This is a genomic window from Marivita lacus, assembly GCF_014637725.1.
Taxonomy (GTDB): Bacteria; Pseudomonadota; Alphaproteobacteria; order Rhodobacterales; family Rhodobacteraceae; genus Marivita; species Marivita lacus.
On the sequence record NZ_BMFC01000001.1, the window covers coordinates 599,439 to 616,905 of the forward strand.

General features: G+C 61.1%; 20 protein-coding genes and 1 tRNA gene. 10 read left to right on the forward strand and 11 right to left on the reverse strand.

All coding sequences use genetic code 11. From position 1 onward, the window contains the following. Positions 1-7 precede the first annotated feature (7 nt). From cuyB to cuyA, 3 genes are read right to left on the reverse strand one after another with little or no spacing between them, the layout of a single operon-like run. Complete coding sequence (gene cuyB, locus IEV82_RS02910) at positions 8-748, reverse strand: cysteate racemase (RefSeq protein ID WP_188480444.1); 741 nt, start codon at positions 746-748, stop codon at positions 8-10. After that, a complete protein-coding gene (locus IEV82_RS02915) occupies positions 748-1,950 on the reverse strand; it encodes a DegT/DnrJ/EryC1/StrS family aminotransferase (protein ID WP_188480445.1) in 1,203 nt (400 codons plus the stop codon). The genes cuyB and IEV82_RS02915 overlap by 1 nt, the downstream gene beginning before the upstream one ends. Positions 1,951-1,956: 6 nt before the next feature. Next, positions 1,957-2,982 (reverse strand): D-cysteate sulfo-lyase, encoded by a 1,026-nt coding sequence (cuyA, locus tag IEV82_RS02920; protein WP_188480446.1) that lies wholly within the window; start codon positions 2,980-2,982, stop codon positions 1,957-1,959. Positions 2,983-3,087: 105 nt separating this feature from the next. Here cuyA and IEV82_RS02925 point away from each other — a divergent pair, with 105 nt between their 5' ends. Both IEV82_RS02925 and IEV82_RS02930 read left to right on the forward strand, forming a co-directional pair. Beyond that, a complete protein-coding gene (locus IEV82_RS02925) occupies positions 3,088-3,981 on the forward strand; it encodes a LysR family transcriptional regulator (RefSeq protein WP_188480447.1) in 894 nt (297 codons plus the stop codon). Between the two features lie 111 nt (positions 3,982-4,092). After that, a complete protein-coding gene (locus IEV82_RS02930; protein ID WP_188480448.1) occupies positions 4,093-5,382 on the forward strand; it encodes a methyl-accepting chemotaxis protein in 1,290 nt (429 codons plus the stop codon). 178 nt (positions 5,383-5,560) lie between these two features. Here the strand turns inward: IEV82_RS02930 and IEV82_RS02935 are convergent, their stop codons facing one another. The 5 genes from IEV82_RS02935 to IEV82_RS02955 form a co-directional block, all read right to left on the reverse strand. Then, positions 5,561-5,836 (reverse strand): DUF3072 domain-containing protein, encoded by a 276-nt coding sequence (locus IEV82_RS02935; protein ID WP_229747637.1) that lies wholly within the window; start codon positions 5,834-5,836, stop codon positions 5,561-5,563. A gap of 105 nt (positions 5,837-5,941) precedes the next feature. Further along, positions 5,942-6,017: transfer RNA gene (locus IEV82_RS02940), tRNA-Thr, on the reverse strand. Positions 6,018-6,088: 71 nt separating this feature from the next. Further along, positions 6,089-7,615: a heme biosynthesis protein HemY gene (locus IEV82_RS02945; protein ID WP_188480449.1), complete on the reverse strand. Its 1,527-nt coding sequence runs from the start codon at positions 7,613-7,615 to the stop codon at positions 6,089-6,091. Positions 7,616-7,627: 12 nt separating this feature from the next. Continuing rightward, a complete protein-coding gene (locus tag IEV82_RS02950; RefSeq protein ID WP_188480450.1) occupies positions 7,628-9,007 on the reverse strand; it encodes a COG4223 family protein in 1,380 nt (459 codons plus the stop codon). Positions 9,008-9,138: 131 nt separating this feature from the next. After that, complete coding sequence (locus tag IEV82_RS02955; RefSeq protein WP_188480451.1) at positions 9,139-9,960, reverse strand: uroporphyrinogen-III synthase; 822 nt, start codon at positions 9,958-9,960, stop codon at positions 9,139-9,141. Here IEV82_RS02955 and tsaD point away from each other — a divergent pair. Genes tsaD through IEV82_RS02980 form a run of 5 tightly spaced genes read left to right on the forward strand, consistent with a single transcriptional unit; the run spans position 9,947 to position 13,114 of the window. Continuing rightward, positions 9,947-11,017: a tRNA (adenosine(37)-N6)-threonylcarbamoyltransferase complex transferase subunit TsaD gene (gene tsaD, locus IEV82_RS02960; protein WP_188480452.1), complete on the forward strand. Its 1,071-nt coding sequence runs from the start codon at positions 9,947-9,949 to the stop codon at positions 11,015-11,017. The genes IEV82_RS02955 and tsaD overlap by 14 nt on opposite strands. 8 nt (positions 11,018-11,025) lie before the next feature. Further along, positions 11,026-11,970 carry an NAD(P)H-dependent glycerol-3-phosphate dehydrogenase gene (locus IEV82_RS02965; protein WP_188480796.1) on the forward strand — a complete coding sequence of 315 codons (945 nt, stop codon included), beginning with the start codon at positions 11,026-11,028 and terminating at the stop codon, positions 11,968-11,970. Beyond that, positions 11,971-12,246, forward strand: coding sequence for a YciI family protein (locus IEV82_RS02970; protein WP_188480453.1), 276 nt, complete (start codon positions 11,971-11,973; stop codon positions 12,244-12,246). After that, positions 12,243-12,662, forward strand: coding sequence for an EVE domain-containing protein (locus IEV82_RS02975; protein ID WP_188480454.1), 420 nt, complete (start codon positions 12,243-12,245; stop codon positions 12,660-12,662). Before IEV82_RS02970 ends, IEV82_RS02975 begins: the two co-directional genes overlap by 4 nt. 56 nt (positions 12,663-12,718) lie before the next feature. Then, positions 12,719-13,114, forward strand: a complete 396-nt coding sequence (locus IEV82_RS02980; protein WP_188480455.1) for a DUF1761 domain-containing protein — start codon at positions 12,719-12,721, stop codon at positions 13,112-13,114. A gap of 222 nt (positions 13,115-13,336) precedes the next feature. Here IEV82_RS02980 and IEV82_RS02985 read toward each other — a convergent pair whose 3' ends face one another. Further along, positions 13,337-13,678: a DUF2853 family protein gene (locus IEV82_RS02985; RefSeq protein WP_188480456.1), complete on the reverse strand. Its 342-nt coding sequence runs from the start codon at positions 13,676-13,678 to the stop codon at positions 13,337-13,339. Positions 13,679-13,862: 184 nt separating this feature from the next. Between IEV82_RS02985 and lysM the strand changes: the two genes are divergently transcribed. Then, positions 13,863-14,282: a peptidoglycan-binding protein LysM gene (gene lysM / locus IEV82_RS02990; protein WP_188480457.1), complete on the forward strand. Its 420-nt coding sequence runs from the start codon at positions 13,863-13,865 to the stop codon at positions 14,280-14,282. Between the two features lie 31 nt (positions 14,283-14,313). Here the strand turns inward: lysM and ahcY are convergent, their stop codons facing one another. Beyond that, the gene (gene ahcY, locus IEV82_RS02995; RefSeq protein ID WP_188480458.1) at positions 14,314-15,702 is read right to left on the reverse strand and encodes an adenosylhomocysteinase; all 1,389 of its coding nucleotides are present in this window, start codon (positions 15,700-15,702) and stop codon (positions 14,314-14,316) included. A 124-nt stretch (positions 15,703-15,826) separates the two neighbouring features. Here ahcY and IEV82_RS03000 point away from each other — a divergent pair, with 124 nt between their 5' ends. Further along, entirely contained in the window at positions 15,827-16,423 is a 597-nt protein-coding gene (locus IEV82_RS03000; RefSeq protein WP_188480459.1) for an HD domain-containing protein, read from the forward strand. Next, on the forward strand, positions 16,420-16,908 hold the full coding sequence (locus IEV82_RS03005) for a GNAT family N-acetyltransferase (protein WP_229747638.1): 489 nt from the start codon (positions 16,420-16,422) through the stop codon (positions 16,906-16,908). Before IEV82_RS03000 ends, IEV82_RS03005 begins: the two co-directional genes overlap by 4 nt. Here IEV82_RS03005 and IEV82_RS03010 read toward each other — a convergent pair. Next, on the reverse strand, positions 16,905-17,459 hold the full coding sequence (locus tag IEV82_RS03010) for an ActR/PrrA/RegA family redox response regulator transcription factor (RefSeq protein ID WP_188480460.1): 555 nt from the start codon (positions 17,457-17,459) through the stop codon (positions 16,905-16,907). The genes IEV82_RS03005 and IEV82_RS03010 overlap by 4 nt on opposite strands. Positions 17,460-17,467 lie beyond the last annotated feature (8 nt).

Genomic DNA, 17,467 nt, shown 5'->3' on the forward strand with positions numbered 1-17,467 from the left:
CCCTCTGTCAGGTCGCGGCACCCGCTACGCGCTCAGCCGCGTTTGGAGTGTTCAATTCGGGCAGGTCTGACCGTGAAAACGCGACCGTTGCAGACACCAGAACCTGCATCGCGTCGAACACAGGTACGGTGGCCTTGATATCCTGCGCCAGAAGCGAGAATTCGGTGCAGCAGATGCAGATCACATCCGCCCCGTCGTCGACCATTTGCGTGCAGATGTCCGACAGCGTGTGCGCCGCGAATTCCGATGGCCCCTGCGCCTTGATCGACCGGATCGTGGCCAGCGCCCAACCCTGCTCCGCCGCGTAGACCGGGCTGAGGCCCGCATCCGCCAGCGCCTTTTCGAACACGCCCACCTGTTGCAGCGCGGGCGAGCCAAGCAAACCGACCTTGCCGCCGGGGGCGATCCGAGCGGCCTCAGCGCAGGACATCTCGACCATGTTCAGGAAAGGTGCATCGGTCGAAGCCGCCACCTGACCCGCATAGTAATGTGCGGTGTTGCAGGGCATGACGAGCGCCTCGGCACCTGCACCGACCAACCGCTTGGCCATCTGCACAAGAACCGGACCGGGGTCTTCGCCGCCGCCTTCGAGGATCGCCTTGATGCGCGAAGGCACCTGGGTGTTGTTGTCCACCAGCAAGGGGATGTGATCGGCATCATCGCGCGCCTGAATGGCGTCGACGATCTGCTGCATGAAAAAGATCGTCGCTTCCGGGCCCATACCGCCCAGCACACCAATACGCCGCATCAGGCTGCTCCTTTTTGCAGGGCGCGCGCCACCACATGCGCAATAATGTCGGCCACATGGGCGCAATCCGCGAGGCTGAACGTCAGAGGAATGCGCATGTCCAGCAATCCGGCAAGAATGGCATCCGTTTTGGGCAGGTCCTGCGGTGTCACATAGCGCCAGCTTTGGTGGTTCGAGGTGAAGCCAACCGGACTGTCCGCGCCGAACCACTTGAGCTCGACGCCAAGCGCCTTGGCCCCAGTCACCACCTGTTGCACGGTTTCCTTGCTGGCCTCCGGCATCAGGAACTGGAAGGACGACCCGACATAGCGTTCCTGTTCCAGGCGGTGCGGGACGTAGATGCCGTTCATCCCCCGCAGCCTGTCGGCCACCAGATCGTGCCGCGCGTTCCAACGGTCGATATTGGTTTCCAACCTTGACAGCTGCGGCAGCAGGATCGACGCGCGCAGGTTGTCCATCCGCCCGGACATGTTCGGCGTGTCCAGCCGGATATCGGTGAAGACCTCGGGCGCGGGTGCCGCTCCGTGGCGATCATAGAGCATGTACGACCCGGACAGCATGATGGCGCGGGCCATGAATTCGGGATCATCCGAGGTCAGGAACCCGCCTTCGCCGCTGTTCATGTGCTTGTAGGTCTGGGTCGAGAAACACCCGGCGATGCCGAAACTGCCCGATTTGCGCCCGTTCCAGGCAGCCCCCATCGTATGTGCGCAATCCTCGATCAGCGGCACATTGTGTCGATCCAGAAGCGCAGTCAGCGCGTCCATGTCGCACAGGTGACCGCGCATGTTGGACAGCATCACCGCCTTCGGAGAGGTGGCTTCGATCTTTTCCTCGACGTCTGCCAGATCAAGCACCAGATCGGACGTGATCTCGACCAGCACCGCATCGGCCCCGACAGCGGCAATCGCGCCCGGTACAGGGGCGAGCGTGAAGCCATTGGTGAGAACCGCATCCCCCGGACCGGCGCCCAGCGCGCGCAGGGCCGTGGCCATTGCGTAGCCGCCAGAGGTGCAGGCAAGGCAGTAGGCCGACCCCTGGTAGGCGGCATAGGCCTTTTCAAGCTCGGCCACCGGACCGAGTTCAGTGCCGACCGTGTTGTAGCGATGCAGCCGTCCACTGCGCAAAACCTCAACAGCCGCCTTGATCGCGTCATCCGCGATCGGCTCCTGCTGGGTAAAGCTGCCGGTGAACGGCTGCATCAGGGCTTACTCCGCTGCCATGGTCGGCGCGTCATAGTCGAACGCCGCCGTGTAGCCAAAGAGCGCCACACCACCGCCGGTGTGCAGGAAGACGATGTTCTCGTCGCCAGCAAAGGCACCCTTGCGCACAAGGTCGATCAGGCCGGCTGCGCCCTTGCCGGAATAGACCGGGTCCAGAAGGATGCCTTCGAGACGCGCGAACATCTCGATCGCGGCCAGACCGTCCTTGGTGGGGATGCCGTAGCCTTCGCCAACGTAATCAGTGTTCGCCTCGACATCCTCGCGGGTGACCACACCGGGGCACCCAAGCTTTTCGGCGGTCTTGACGGCGAGGTTATAGACGTTCTCTTCCTGCTTGGGCTTGGGCGCGCGCACGCCGATCCCCAAAAGCGGGATTTGCGCGTTGATCGCCTTGAGACCCACGATCAGACCGGCCTGTGTGCCCGCGCTTCCGGTGGCGTGGATCAGACGGTCGATCCGCAGGCCCATGGTGTTGGCCTGGGTGACAAGCTCCATCGCGGCGTTGGCGTAGCCCAGCGCGCCGGTCGGGTTCGATCCGCCACCGGGGATGGTGTAGACATTGCGCCCCTCGGCACGGAACTTGTCCGCGACGGTTTCCATTTCGGCATTCATGTCCAGACCGGAACCGGGGCGCTTTTCCGCAGTCGCGCCATGCAGGAAATCAAGAAACACGTTGCCGTTCAGATTGTAGTTCGGATCGTTCGACCCTGTGCGGTCTTCCAGAAGGATGTGGCAATCGATGCCCAACTTGGCCGCGCAGGCGGCGGTCTGCCGGGCATGGTTGGATTGCGTCGCGCCCTGCGTGATGACCAGATCGGCCCCTTGCGCCTGTGCCTCGGCCATCAGGAATTCAAGCTTGCGGGTCTTGTTGCCACCTGTGGACATGCCGGTGCAATCGTCGCGCTTGATCCAGATACGCGGTCCACCCAGTTCTTTGGACAGACGGTCCATCGGCTCAAGGGCGGTGGGCAGATGAGCAAGGTGTACGCGGGGGAATCGGGAAAAATGCATTGAAGCGTCCTTTGATGGGTTCGCAGTATCAATTCTGCATGTAACCAGCCTCGTCAAATAGAAAAACGGGCGTTATTATGCGCATCTTGCATAAAGAGGCCACCCATGCGGATAGACTGGATCGAAGACCTTGTCGCGCTGCTGGACAGTGGAGGCGTTGCCGACGCAGCACGCCTGCGCAATGTAACACAGCCCGCCTTTTCGCGCCGCATCAAAGTGCTTGAAGAGGTGCTCGGGATCGAACTGATCGACCGGAGCGTCAAGCCCAGTGGCCCATCCACAGTGCTGCGTGACCGCGACGCCGAGCTGCGCAAACTGGCGACCGAGCAACGGCTGCTTTTGTCCGACATGCGACAGGAACAAAGCACCGGATTGCGTCAGCTTGTGATCGCCAGCCAGCACGCGATCACCACGTCCCTGGGCACCCAGATCATCAAGTCCGTGGCCGAACCCAGCCGCACGCATATCCGCCTGCGGTCCGCCAATCGGGATGAATGCGAAACCCTGCTGATCCGCAGGCAAGCCGCGATTTCGCTCACCTACCGGATCAAGTCCGAACCCGCGGCGGAACTGGCCTCGTTTCTGATCGAGGCCGTGATTGGTGAGGAAACGCTGATCCCGGTCTGTGGCAGTGCTCATGCCGGTGACTTGATGGCCCGCTTCAACGACGGCGCGCTGCGGATCATCGGCTATCCGGCGGACGTGTTTCTGGGCGCAGCGGTCACGCGGCATATCCTTCCGGCGCTCGACGGTCGGTGCAGCGTCAGCGTGGTGACGGAAACCGGGCTGTCCACTGCCGCGATGCAACTGTCGCAATCGGGACTGGGTGTGGCATGGGTGCCGAAAGCACTGGCGCAACCGGATCTGTCCCGCGGGGATCTGACCAATCTCGAAGGCGACCTGGGCTGGATCGGCATGGACATCGTGGCACAACGTTGGGCGCAGACCACAAACTCTGCCACGCTGGATGCCTGGACGCGCCTTACACTGTCGCACTGACGGTCATACGGCCAGACCTTGAAACAGCAGAAACTGCGAATTCCTTTCGAAAACCGCTAAATTTTTGGCGAGCCGTGTCGTTGAGCCTGATAACTCACAAGGGACCTTATCATGTTGGACACGACATCCCATTCCACCCTCGACGAAGGTGCCGTCGCCCTTCTGTCAATGGTCGAACGCACACAGGCCGTTATTCATTTCACGGTCGACGGAACCATTCTGCACGCGAATGCAAACTTCCTCGCGGCTCTGGAATATACGGCAGATGCAGTGGTTGGAAATCACCACCGCATGTTCGTCGATGCAGAATACGCGCGCAGCAGCGCCTATGCCAAGTTCTGGCAAGACCTCAAATCCGGGAAAACCTTTACGGATCAATTCCCGCGCCGCACCCGCACGGGGCGCACGATCTGGATTCAGGCGACCTATGCCCCCGTTTTCGACGACCACGGAGTCGTGGAGCGCGTTGTGAAGGTCGCCTCGGACATCACCGCACGGCAGGAAGCCATCCATGATCTGGCCGAAGGATTGGACCATCTGCGCCGCGGTAACCTCACGCATCGCATCCGCGTCAGCGATCTGCCCGATCTTGCCATCCTCGGGACCGCTTTCAATCGCACGACCGAAGACTGGAATGCCCTGCTGGGTCGCGTGTCCGTCGTCACGGGGTCCGTCCAGCACATCGAACGGAACCTGAGCGCGTCGTCGGAAGAGCTTTCGAGCCGCAGTGCGTCGCAGGCCTCCGCGCTCAGCGAGACGGCTCAGGCCCTGAACCAGCTCGACACCACCGTGCGCAGCGCGGTCGAAGAGGCGCAATCGGCGGATAAAATCGCCAAGGAAACGCGCGGCAAGGCGGAGGGCAACACCAAACTTGTCGAAGACATGATGAAAGCGATGATGCTGATCCAGACGTCATCGGGGCGGATTTCCAAGATCGTCAACACGATCGAATCCATTGCCGTGCAAACCAACCTGCTTGCGCTCAACGCGGCGATCGAGGCCGCACGAGCAGGCAATGCGGGCCGGGGCTTTGCCGTGGTCGCAACGGAAGTCCGCCAATTGGCGCTGCGCAGCTCCGACTCCGCCCGCGAGATCGGCGGCCTGATCGCCGAAAGCGAAACCCATGTCGCCAGCGGTGTGACACTGGTCAACCGCGCCGGTTCGGACCTGAGCGGGTTTTTCGAGGGGATCGAACGCCTCAGCTCAACCGTGGGACGGATCGCGGACAGCATCACAACGCAATCCGTCGCCCTTTCCCAGATCAATGAAGCCGTGGGTCACATGGAAAGCATGACAGTGGAAAACGCGCAGATGGCGACCGAAACCACATCGGCCTGCAAGTATCTGTCGGAAGCGTCGAACGCGCTGGCGACAGAGGTCTCGACCTTCCAGATCTCCTGACCAGCGATCCAAAGGGAACACGGGCACCGGCAAAGATATCACATCTCCACCGGTGCCCGCGACGTTCAGGGCTTTTCCAGATGAGACAGGGCAGGTTCTTGAGGCGGAAGTTTGCTCTTGAAGAGCTCCGGATTTTGACCTGCCTGCACCCAGCGACAAGGAAACCCCGGCGAGTTCCTCAGCTCCGGCCGGTTTCAACCTGAAGCGCATCGATCTGTTTCGACGCTTCTGCTTTGGAAAGCGTTGGGTCAAACTCGACATTGGCCTCTTGGCACAGCGTCTTGAGATAGCTCGCCTGCGCACCAGTCATCGGTTCATCACCGGTCACCCATTCATCGACCGGCTTGTCAGCATTGCCGGGTGCGTCTTTCTTCGGGGTGTTTGTTGGTCTTTCTGGCATGATCCCTCCACGTTCCTGTCTCAATGTTCCGGAGTATTCGGGAGTTCCTGTCATTCTGACGTCTCACACGCGGGTCTTGCAGACCTCTGGGCGCGGCAATCACGGGTGCGACACCGCTCTGTCATGTCAGACAAAGAACACTGAAACCAGACGGATCAGTGGTGCCGCTGAAGGGACTCGAACCCCCGACCCCATCATTACGAATGACGTGCTCTACCAGCTGAGCTACAGCGGCCAATCCCGAAGCGACCAGATCATCTCGGGAATGGCGCGCCTGTTAGCACCGGTTTCAGAGCAAGAAAAGTGTTATTTGACCTTTTCCGGCTCGGGCGTTTCAGCGTTTGTCGGGGCATCTTCAGACCCTGACGTCGTGTCAGTCTCGGGCGTCGACTCCCCCTGAGAAACGGGATCGGGGTCTATCACCTCGGCCTCGTCCACCGGCGCGGACTTGTCTTCGAGCGAGCCTACGATGAGCGGCAGCATCTCGGCACCTGCGGGCAGAACCGTTTCGCTTTGCTTTGGCGTTGTCCAACTCAGGGTGTCGAAGCTTTCGCAGGTGTTGCAGACCGGGGTCCATTCGGTGTGGATCGTCTTGCAATTGTCGCAGACCCACTGAGGCCCGCGCGGCGCTGTCAGGGCTCTTGCCAGCCAGCCTCGGACAACGGCGTCGGAGGCGCCTTCTCCGCGTTCGATCGCCGCCGTGATGGCAAGCACCCGCGTATCCGGTTCCTTTTCCGCAAGATCTCCCATCGCGCGACGGGCTGCGGGAAAATCCTCGGCGGCAAGGTTCAGTTCTGCGAGAAGCAGCTTGGTTTCGCGGTGCTCGGGGCGCATCGATGTCAGCTGCGTGAAGCGTTTCAACCGCGCCTGTGGCGTCTCGTTCGGTTCGATCTCGGCAAAGGCGGAGGCAAGGTCAGGATGGGGCTGGGCCTGCCACGCTTTCTTGAGGAGCCGCACAGCGTATTTCGACCGGCCTTGCGCGATGTGGCTGCGCGCGGCCATGGCCGCGGCCGGGATCAGGTCGGGCGACGATTTGTTGGCCGCGATGGCAGCTTCCTGCGCCTCGATGGTCTTGCCCTCGTCCAGCACACCCTTCGCTTCTGACAAAGCCAGCACCGCATCCCGACGCTTGTGAACATCGCGCGGCAGGGCGCCGTGCTTCAGCTTTGCGTTCAGGGTCCTGCGCGCACCTGACCAATCCGCGTTTTTGGCCTGAAGGCGCAGCAGCGTGTCCTGCACCTCTTCGTGCTTGGGCTTGATGGCAAAGGCGCGTTCGGCCAGCTTGAGCGCGGTTTCGGTGTCACCGGCGTCCAGTTTCTGCTTCATCAGGCCACGGACACCGACAAACCGCGTGGTTTCGTTCTGCACGAGGCGTTTGTACACCTCTTCGGCTTTCTTGCGGTCGCCTGTCATCTCTGCGGCCTGCGCCGTGATCAGGTCAGTCAGTTCAGGCTTGTGCAGGTATTTCTCGGCCTTGGTCGCCTTGGCCATCGCCAGACGGCCTTCACCGGAAGCCAGCGCCATCAGGCCTTCGCTGAGCGCCTGGAACCCCTTGCGTTCCCGGTTCCGGTCGAAGTAGCGCGAAATCGCGGTTTCGTCGCCGTTGATGAATTTCAGCGTCGCGATCAAAAGCCCGAACAGCTTGAGGAACACCCAGACGACAAGGATGGCCACCAGCGCCGAGATGACCGACTGGAGCGGCCCGAGGGTGAATTCCGTGCCCCCTGCGGTGATCTGAATCCCGCCACTGCTTTCCATGAGGTAGCCAGCACCGATCGCCAGAGCGGCGACGATGACGACAAAAAGTATGATCTTGAAAAGAGACCAAAGCATCGGACGCCCCCCTTATTCCTGAAGTAGCTGCTGGACGAGGTCGTCCGCTGCCGTTTTAGCCTCTAGTCGTGCGCGTGCACCGTCCTGCCAGTCGGAAAGCGCTCCCTGTGCTGCCTCGGGTAGTGCCGAAAGCTCCGACAGGGCCGCGCTCAGGTCACCCGATCTGACAGCGGCTTCGGCGCGGGACAGAACCGCATCCGCATCGTCGCCCTCCTTGGGAGCAACGGACCGTGCGCCAAGCTGGTTGGCAAAGAATGTGGTGATCCGTCCCACCCCCTCCGCGCCCTCAGTGTCGGCGCTGCGTGCTTCACGAAGCGCCGCACGCGCCGCGTCGGGGAATGCCTCTGCAAGTCCGGACTGCGTCGGCACACCGCTTTCAGCCTGTGCTGCCAAGGCTTCGGGCACGTCGACACCGTTCGAGGAAAGAACGGCAACTGCCCCGGAAAACGACGCGCCGCTTTCAAGCGCTGTGGTGATCTCTGCAAGGGCTGCACGAGAGGCGGCAAGCTGTGCATTCTCTTCGGCGTTCTCTTCGGCGGCGACCGCTTCCTGCGCCATCAGGGACACCTCGGCGCGCTGCGCTTCGACCTCGGCCTGGAGATCGGCGAGCGCGCGTTCGTAGGCAGCAATGGCTTCCTCGGACACCGCCGACTCCAGCGGCTGACGCTCCAGCGTGTCGATCCGGGAAACCATGTCTTCCAGCCGGGCTGACAGGTCCGACGTGGTTGCCTGCAATGATGCGATCTGGTCCTCGACAGGGCTCAGATCAAATGTCGGAGGCTCAACGCCTTCGAGGGTCGCGATCCGCGTCCCCAACTCGGACAATGTGCCGTCCTGCGTGGTCAGTGCGTCGCGGATTTCATCCTCGAAGGTGGAGTCCTGCGCCGCATCAAAGGGCCACACGGCCTGCGATGTATATGCCGCAACCCCGTAGCCAAGCACTGCCGCAACCGCCCCGCCCACCAACATGGGCACAAAACCGCCTTTGCGTTCGACCGTCGTTTCCCGAATGACCTGCGGCGCAACAGGCAGCGTCTCGGGTTCGATTTCGGGTTCGGGTCTTGTGGGATGGTTGTCGCCTGCTTCCGCCGCGCCGATCAGACGTTCGGCTTCTTCGTCGGTCAGATGATCGTCGACATGTGGGGATGCGCCGGTCTCGGGCGACCCGATGTCCTTGGAGGCATCATCGACTGTCTCGTCAATCTTGGGTTCGGGCTGTTCGATCGTATCGTCCGACACCGCATCTTCGACAGTGTCCTTGGTATCTGCCTCTGGAGATTCGCGGTCCGAAGTGTCCTCCGCAGGGGCGTAAGCCTCAACCGCTTCAACAGCGTCTGCCGCCGTATCGAGATCCTGAGACGACGGCCCGGACGATTCCGCCTGGTCTGCCACGCGGTCTCCATCAACCGATTGATCAGTGTCGTCTTTTGAGGTTTTGTCCGTGCTCTTGCGTTTCGCCACCGGTTAATCCTTCGAATCTATCAAGTCTGCGCGACAGTTATGTCAACTTCACCTTAAAACCGTCACAACCGCCGCTCAAGGTTCGTGGCGTCTGCGATCATATCCGTTACCAAGTCCACCATCCCGTCGCGATCTGGTCGGTGCGCTATCCTCGTTCGGTGCGCCGCATCCGCGGGCAGGGCCTGTGCAACGGCTTCGCTGATCGCGGCAAACCGAATTTGGTCAAAACCCATCGATTCGCTGCGAAGCTGCTGTGCCGTCCTCGGCGAGAATACCGGCGCGAGCGTCAATCTGTCTTGCGACAAAGCTGCCCGCGTGGCGTCTGCAAAGGGCTCAATCCCCTGAGTATATAGAACGGCGTCCGATGTTTCCACGCCCGCCGCACTCAGCCGCCCCGCGATATCCCCGATGGCGATCTCACCCCGCAGGTGCAGCAACGGGCCCTTAAAGCCATTGTCCAGAACATGCCCGATCACTTGGTCTGCTGTCCCCCCTGCAACTTCCGTCCTGAACCCCAACGCACGAGCCGCCCTTCCCGTTGCAGTTCCCACCGCAATTGCGGGAACATCCGGAACACGCCCCCCAAGGGCCATGTACGCATCTAGAGCGTTCGCAGAGGTAAAGATCAACCCGGTCACCCCCTCGAGATCGGGCAAAGGACCGGTGACACGGATCGTCAGCAGCGGATTGATCAAAATATCAACAGCGTCCCGCGCCTGCTGCGGCAGCGCCGACACGAATGCCTCTGATGACGCCTGCGGGCGTGTCAAAAGCAGAAGAGGGCGTGGAGCAGCCATGGCATCCGGTGTTGTTGTGAGCAGCACCCAAGGGTGGTAACTGCTGGGCCGCATGGGTGCAACGGAAAGTCTGATGAGCCACGACATCACCGTTCTTGGGCTGGAAAGCAGTTGTGATGACACCGCAGCCGCCGTTCTGCGCGGGCGCGAAATCCTGTCCTCTGTCGTGGCAGACCAGACCGCGTTGCATGCGGCTTACGGCGGTGTCGTTCCAGAGATCGCCGCACGCGCCCATGCCGAAAAGCTGGACCTGTGTATTGAACGCGCCTTGTCTGACGCGAGAACGTCCCTGTCCGACATCGACGCCATTGCGGTCACCGCCGGCCCGGGTCTGATCGGCGGCGTGCTGTCCGGCGTGATGATGGCCAAAGGTCTGAGCGCCGCAACCGGAAAGCCCCTCATCGGGGTCAACCACCTTGCCGGACACGCGCTGACCCCACGCCTGACCGATGGCTTGGAGTACCCCTACCTCATCCTTCTTGTGTCGGGTGGGCATTGCCAATTCCTGCGCGTCGATGGTCCAACGACGTTTTACCGCCTCGGCAGCACCATTGATGACGCGCCCGGCGAAGCGTTCGACAAGACCGCACGCCTATTGGGGTTGCCGCAACCGGGTGGCCCCTCGGTTGAACACAGCGCCCTGTCCGGTGTCGAAACCCGCTTTGCCTTTCCGCGGCCTTTGCTGGACCGACCGGGATGTGACCTGTCGTTTTCCGGTCTCAAGACGGCCCTTCTGCGCCAGCGCGATCAGCTTGTATCCGATCAGGGCGGGCTGCATCCGCAGGATATCAGCGACCTCTGCGCCGGGTTTCAGGCCGCCATCCGCGATGTTCTGGTCGAAAAATCGAACAGGGCGCTGCGTGCCTCAGACGGGATCACAGGCTTTGCCGTTGCAGGTGGTGTCGCCGCCAACACACAGCTTCGGGCAGCGTTAGAGACGCTTTCGCTGGACCACGATATCCCCTTTGTCGCGCCGCCGCTTGCCTTGTGCACCGACAACGCCGCGATGATTGCCTTTGCCGGAGCCGAGAAATTCGCCGCAGAGGGCGCGGACGATCTGACATTGACCGCCCGTCCAAGGTGGCCGCTCGACACCCGGTCGCCGTCTGCCTTGGGAAGCGGAAAGAAAGGGGCCAAGGCGTGATCGGCATCATGGGCGCCGGGGCGTTCGGCACCGCGCTGGCCATCGCTCTTGCCAAGACAGGGCAGCCCGTGACGCTATGGTGCCGCAACGCGGATCAGGCGCAGGACATGGCCAAGTTGCGGTTTAACAGAGCCTATCTTCCCGACGCCCCGTTCCCCGAAACCCTCGAGATCACGCAGGACATACACCGGATCACCAGCGGGACCGCGCTGCTTGTCGCTGTGCCCCTGCAATCCATGCGATCCGCCGTAGCGCAGCTGGGCCGCGTCGACACGCCTCTTGTCGCGTGCTGCAAGGGCATAGAATTGACCACCGGCCTTGGCCCGATCCGGGTGCTTGAAGACGCTCTGCCCGGCATCACCACAGCAATCCTGACTGGCCCGAGCTTTGCCGCGGATATCGCCATCGGTCGACCCACCGCCCTGACCCTCGCCTGTGCGGATGCAACGACAGGGGCGGCGCTGCAAAGCGCTCTGACCACTCCAACCCTGCGGCTTTACCGGACAACGGACACCATTGGAGCAGAGCTGGGCGGCGCGTTGAAGAACGTCATGGCCATTGCCTGCGGTGCTGTGATCGGCGCGGGTCTGGGGGACAGCGCACGCGCCGCGACCATGACCCGGGGCTTTGCAGAAATGCAAAGGATCGGCACCATTTTCGGCGCACGTACCGACACTCTTGCAGGCCTGTCCGGGTTGGGAGACCTCGCCCTGACCTGCACCTCGGATCTGTCGCGCAATTACCAGCTTGGGCTGTCGCTGGGCCGAGAAGAGATTTTCGACCCGAAGATCACCGTCGAAGGTGCCGCAACGGCCAAGGCCATGTCCACGATCGCGCGCCAGAGGGGCATCGACCTGCCGATCACCGAAACCGTGACGCGGCTGGTTGAGGGTTCAACGACGATCAAGGATGCCATAGAAACACTCATGACCCGTCCATTGAAGGAAGAATAGATGCTCATCGCTCTCATCGCTCGCGACAAAGCTGGCGCGCTTGAAACCCGCAAGGCCAATCGGGATGCCCACCTGGCCTATATCGAGGCCACTGGCGTCGTCGAACAGGCCGGACCCCTGCTGGATGACGCGGACCAGATGATCGGATCTCTGGTGGTTCTGAACGTGGCCGACATGGCTGCGGCGCAGGACTGGGCCGACAATGACCCTTATGCCAAGGCCGGTCTGTTCGACAGCGTCGAGCTGATCCCGTGGAAACGCGTGATCGGCGGATGAGATACTGGCTGTTCAAATCCGAACCCTCGACATGGTCCTGGGAGGATCAGGTCGCCAAGGGCGCTGTCGGGGAGGAATGGAACGGCGTGCGCAACTACCAGGCGCGCAACTTCATGCGCGACATGGCGGTCGGGGATCGTGGGTTTTTCTACCACACCCAATCGGAAAAGGCGGTTGTCGGCACGGTCGAGGTTATCGCCAAGGCTCATCCAGACAGCACAAGTGACGATGACCGCTGGGAATGTGTGGACATCAAGGCATTGGATCCGGTCAAGACGCCAGTCACGCTCGAACAGATCAAGGCGGATGAGCGTTTGTCCGGCATGGTGCTGGTCAACAATTCCCGCCTGTCGGTTCAGCCTGTCACGAATGTGGAATGGCGGATCATCTGCGATCTGGCGGGTTTGACAGGATGAGGTGTGTGGTCTCAGATGGCCGTTGACCGGTTTCACCTGTCGGGGAGGGTCGGAGAATGCCAATACTTCCAGTGATCGTGGCCGGGCTGGCCGGATGGGCCTTTGGCGCTTTGTGGTACAGTGTCTTCGCAAAACAATGGATCGCGGCATCTGGGGTCATGACCGATGCAGACGGCAAGCCGGTCAACCGGAAAAACCCGTTCCCCTACGTGATCAGCATTGCTGCGGCACTAATCGTGGCGGCGACGATGTATTATGCGTTCGACATGCTTGAGATCGTGACCGTTGCAAAAGGATTTACATCCGGTCTCGGCATCGGTGCCTGTTTCGCCGCACCATGGCTGGCAACCAGCTATGGGTTCGCAGGCAGACCGTTCACATTGACGATGATTGATGCGGGATACGCGATATTCGGCTCCGCAGTGATTGGTGCCGTGATCCCCCTGTTCTGAATTCAAACGGAGGGTTGCGGCCGAAACCGAAACCCTCCGTCCCCGCGCTCCCAAGTCACCACGCGCGTAAACTGAATATGGTTTCGGTCGTCCTGACCGTCCTGAGTGTTCTACTTCAACCCAGGCTCAAAACCAAATCCCAAGTCCGGAGCATTTGTCTCAACTGCAAAGGAAAAGGGCGCTCCACCGGAACGCCCTCTGGCATCGTGAGGCGCCTTGGCGTCAGCCGTAGACAGCTTCCTTGCCGAAATGCTTGGTCAGCATGTAATAGACCACGGCCCGGTACTTGTTGCGCTCGGACTTGCCATAGGTCTCGATCACTGAATCGATCGCATCCATAAGCTCGGGGCCATCGCTCAGGCCCAGCTTCTTGATCAGGAAGTTGGTCTTTACGGTCTCCAGTTCGGAGGGCTGAGACCCTGCGACGGTCGATGCATCGTCGTTGTAGATCGCTGGCCCACATCCGATCGTGACCTTGGTCAGCAAGTCCATGTCCGGCGTCATGCCGCACTTGGTCTTGAGGTCATCCGCATACTTTGCGATCAAATCGTCTCTCTTACCCATCACTGTCTCCCTGTGAAGTCTTGGTTCCCCGGAGGACCGGCCCCCAACGAGTGGAAAGGTGGCAAAAAGCCCCGCTTCGGGCAACGAAAAATGCGATTTTGCGTCACGATCCTGCGATTTCCCTCTGGTGTATGCGCGAAAGTCACTGAATGGTCGCGTCTGTAACTATTGATTGGAGGTACACATGGGACTTTGGAATTTCGTCAAGACAGCGGGCCGCAAAATCGTTGGAGCAGAGGAACTGCCAACGGCAGCCCTGCTGCACAAGGAGGTCGCGGATCTTGGATTGGACACCAAGGGCGCAGAGATCACGGTCGAGGGTGACAAGGTTGTCGTCACCGGCGGTGACATGACCCAGGAAGAGCGGGAAAAGGTGATCCTCGCGGTCGGCAACGTTGAAGGTGTGTCGGCGGTCGAGGCGGACACTGCGGACGAACCGACGTTCCACACGGTCGAAAAGGGCGACACGCTCTGGGCAATTTCCGCCAAGACGTTGGGCAACGGATCGAAATACAACGCGATCTTCGAGGCCAACCGCCCGATGCTAAGCCACCCGGACAAGATTTATCCGGGTCAAGTTCTGCGCATTCCGACAGAGGCGTAACAAAAAGCCCCCGAAACCGGGGGCTTTTTCTTCAATACCGATAGTGCTCCGGCTTGAACGGGCCTTCGGGTGTGACGCCGATATAGGCCGCTTGTTCCGGGGACAGTTGTGTCAGTTTCACGCCGATCCGGCCCAGATGAAGGCGGGCGACTTTCTCGTCCAGATGCTTGGGCAGGATGTAGACCTTGTTCTCGTACTGGCCGCCATTCTTCCACAGCTCGATCTGTGCAAGCACCTGGTTGGTAAAGCTGGCCGACATCACGAAGGACGGATGGCCTGTAGCGTTCCCCAGGTTGAGCAAGCGGCCTTCGGACAGCAGGAGGATACGATTGCCCGAGGGCATCTCGATCATGTCCACCTGTTCCTTGATGTTGGTCCACTTGTGGTTGCGAAGGGACGCCACCTGAATTTCGTTGTCAAAGTGACCAATGTTGCCGACGATGGCCATGTCCTTCATCTCGCGCATGTGCTCGATGCGGATCACGTCCTTGTTGCCGGTGGTGGTGATGAAGATATCGGCGCTCGAGACAACGTCTTCGAGCAGGACAACCTCGAAGCCGTCCATCGCCGCCTGAAGCGCGCAGATCGGATCGGCCTCGGTCACTTTCACACGGGCACCCGCACCAGCGAGCGAGGCGGCAGAGCCTTTGCCGACGTCGCCATAGCCACAGACCACAGCGACCTTGCCCGCCATCATCGTGTCGGTGGCGCGGCGGATGCCGTCAACCAGCGATTCCTTGCAGCCGTACTTGTTATCGAATTTCGACTTGGTGACGCTGTCGTTCACGTTGATCGCCGGGAATGGCAACTGGCCGTTCTTGTGCAGCTCGTACAGACGATGCACGCCGGTTGTCGTTTCTTCGGACACGCCCTTGATCGCGTCGCGCGTCTTTGTGAACCAGCCGGGGGTTTCGGCCATCCGCTTGGCGATCTGCTTCTTGATCACCTCTTCTTCCTCGGACTGCGGCACCGGGATGATCTCTTCCCCAGCTTCGGCGCGTGCGCCCAGAAGAACGTAAAGCGTCGCGTCGCCGCCATCGTCGAGGATCATGTTCGCGCCTTCGGGGAACATGAAGGACTTGTCGAGGTAATCCCAATGCTCTTCAAGCGTCTGGCCCTTGATCGCGAAGACCGGAACGCCCGACTCGGCAATCGCCGCCGCCGCGTGGTCCTGCGTCGAGAAGATGTTGCACGATGCCCAGCGCACATCGGCCCCCAGCGCGGTCAGCGTTTCGATCAGAACCGCCGTCTGGATCGTCATGTGCAGAGACCCGACGATGCGCGCGCCCGACAGCGGCTTTGCAGCACCGTATTCTTCCCGCAGCGCCATCAGGCCCGGCATTTCGGTTTCGGCGATATCCAGTTCCTTGCGACCGAACCCGGCCAGCGCGATGTCCTTGACGATATAATCTTTGGCCATTCCCGGCTCTCCACATGTCAACCTTGGTTGGCTGGGCAGTTAGCACGCGGTCACCGTCCGGGCAATGCGCGGCGGTTTACAAGGTCGAATTGGCGCTCTACCCAAGACAAAAACGAGGCTCCTTATGGCAAAATCACCACGCGCCTGGCAACGAATGCTGTCCGGTCGCAGGCTTGATCTGCTTGATCCGACACCGGTGGATATCGAGATCGAGGATATCGCGCATGGGCTGGCCTTTGTCGCGCGGTGGAACGGGCAGACTTTTGGTGACTATGCCTATTCGGTGGCCGAGCATTCACTGCTGGTCGAGACCTTGTTCACCCGGCTCTGCCCCAAAGCCACGGCCGCCGAACGGCTGACCGCGCTGTTGCACGACGCCCCGGAATACGTGATTGGTGACATGATTTCGCCGGTCAAGGCTGCGGTTGGCCCCGGTTACGGCGCTTTGGACGATCGCTTGACGGCGGCGGTGCACATCCGGTTCGGCTTGCCTGCGGTGACGCCCCCCAAGCTGAAAAAACAGATCAAGAAGGCGGACCGCATCAGCGCATGGATGGAGGCGACCCAGATCGCCGGGTTCACCCGTACGGAGGCCGACAAGTTCTTTGGCGCGCCGGATCTGGACCTGATTGCGGACCTGTCCATCGTGCTGCGCGCCCCCGTCGAGGTACGGTCCGACTTCACATCGCGGCATGCGGACCTGATGAGGGACATGCTGTGATCACAATTCGCCGCGCCGGTGATCTTGATGCACGAGAGATGGCGGACCTTCTGGATGCGATTATCCGGAAAGGTGGCACGACCGCCCATACCGATCCCGTATCCCGGAGCACACTTCTGGACTGGATGCAGCGCGATCCACAGCGATCCGCATGGCATGTGGCCGAGGACGAGGCGGGGAAAATACTGGGGTTTCAGTTCCTTGAACCACATCCCGAATTGCCCTCCGACGCCTGTGATATCGCCACTTTCGTGCGTTTGGGACAGACAGGTCTTGGTGTGGGGTCAAAGCTTTTCGAAGCGTCGAAACGGGCCGCGCGCGATTTGGGCTACAGTTGGATCAACGCGACGATCCGCGCCGATAACGAAGGCGGGTTGGCGTACTACCAAAGCCGAGGGTTCGAGAACTATGCGCGTCACGCTGGCATTGCCTTGGGAAATGGGCAGCTTGTCGACAGGATCGGCAAACGCTACGACCTGACCTAGCGCGGGGACCGTTTTGCCAGGATGCGCTGCAAGGTGCGGCGGTGCATGTTTAAGCGACGCGCTGTCTCCGACACGTTGCGATCACAAAGCTCGTAGACGCGCTGGATATGCTCCCAACGGACACGATCGGCGCTCATCGGGTTCTCGGGCGGCGGCGGAAGATCGTCACCCTTGGCCAGAAGCGCATTGGTGATGTCGGTCGCATCGGCGGGTTTCGACAAATAGTCCGTCGCACCGATCTTGACCGCGGCCACGGCGGTGGCAATCGCGCCATATCCTGTCAGGACGACCACCCGACTGTCCGGCCGCTTTTCGCGGATCACCTCGACCACATCGAGACCGTTCCCGTCTTCAAGCCGAAGATCGACAACCGCATAGGCTGGGGGACGCGCAGTGGCGATTGCAGTACCTGCAGTCACGGATTGTGCCATCTCGACCTCGAAGCCACGCTTCTCCATCGCCTTGGCCAATCTGCGGAGAAACGGCTCGTCGTCGTCAACCAGCAGGAGGCTCTTGTCGTCGCCAAGATCGTCTGTGGTACGCTCACTCACCGTGGTTC

What these genes read in the sequence shown, in the direction of transcription:
- cuyB (WP_188480444.1), bottom strand. Translation starts at nt 748, where the DNA reads ATGCGGCGTATTGGTGTGCTGGGCGGTATGGGCCCGGAAGCGACGATC.
- IEV82_RS02915 (WP_188480445.1), bottom strand. Translation starts at nt 1,950, where the DNA reads ATGCAGCCGTTCACCGGCAGCTTTACCCAGCAGGAGCCGATCGCGGAT.
- cuyA (WP_188480446.1), bottom strand. Translation starts at nt 2,982, where the DNA reads ATGCATTTTTCCCGATTCCCCCGCGTACACCTTGCTCATCTGCCCACC.
- IEV82_RS02925 (WP_188480447.1), top strand. Translation starts at nt 3,088, where the DNA reads ATGCGGATAGACTGGATCGAAGACCTTGTCGCGCTGCTGGACAGTGGA.
- IEV82_RS02930 (WP_188480448.1), top strand. Translation starts at nt 4,093, where the DNA reads ATGTTGGACACGACATCCCATTCCACCCTCGACGAAGGTGCCGTCGCC.
- IEV82_RS02935 (WP_229747637.1), bottom strand. Translation starts at nt 5,836, where the DNA reads ATGACAGGAACTCCCGAATACTCCGGAACATTGAGACAGGAACGTGGA.
- IEV82_RS02945 (WP_188480449.1), bottom strand. Translation starts at nt 7,615, where the DNA reads ATGCTTTGGTCTCTTTTCAAGATCATACTTTTTGTCGTCATCGTCGCC.
- tsaD (WP_188480452.1), top strand. Translation starts at nt 9,947, where the DNA reads ATGAGCCACGACATCACCGTTCTTGGGCTGGAAAGCAGTTGTGATGAC.
- IEV82_RS02955 (WP_188480451.1), bottom strand. Translation starts at nt 9,960, where the DNA reads ATGTCGTGGCTCATCAGACTTTCCGTTGCACCCATGCGGCCCAGCAGT.
- IEV82_RS02965 (WP_188480796.1), top strand. Translation starts at nt 11,026, where the DNA reads ATGGGCGCCGGGGCGTTCGGCACCGCGCTGGCCATCGCTCTTGCCAAG.
- IEV82_RS02970 (WP_188480453.1), top strand. Translation starts at nt 11,971, where the DNA reads ATGCTCATCGCTCTCATCGCTCGCGACAAAGCTGGCGCGCTTGAAACC.
- IEV82_RS02975 (WP_188480454.1), top strand. Translation starts at nt 12,243, where the DNA reads ATGAGATACTGGCTGTTCAAATCCGAACCCTCGACATGGTCCTGGGAG.
- IEV82_RS02980 (WP_188480455.1), top strand. Translation starts at nt 12,719, where the DNA reads ATGCCAATACTTCCAGTGATCGTGGCCGGGCTGGCCGGATGGGCCTTT.
- IEV82_RS02985 (WP_188480456.1), bottom strand. Translation starts at nt 13,678, where the DNA reads ATGGGTAAGAGAGACGATTTGATCGCAAAGTATGCGGATGACCTCAAG.
- lysM (WP_188480457.1), top strand. Translation starts at nt 13,863, where the DNA reads ATGGGACTTTGGAATTTCGTCAAGACAGCGGGCCGCAAAATCGTTGGA.
- ahcY (WP_188480458.1), bottom strand. Translation starts at nt 15,702, where the DNA reads ATGGCCAAAGATTATATCGTCAAGGACATCGCGCTGGCCGGGTTCGGT.
- IEV82_RS03000 (WP_188480459.1), top strand. Translation starts at nt 15,827, where the DNA reads ATGGCAAAATCACCACGCGCCTGGCAACGAATGCTGTCCGGTCGCAGG.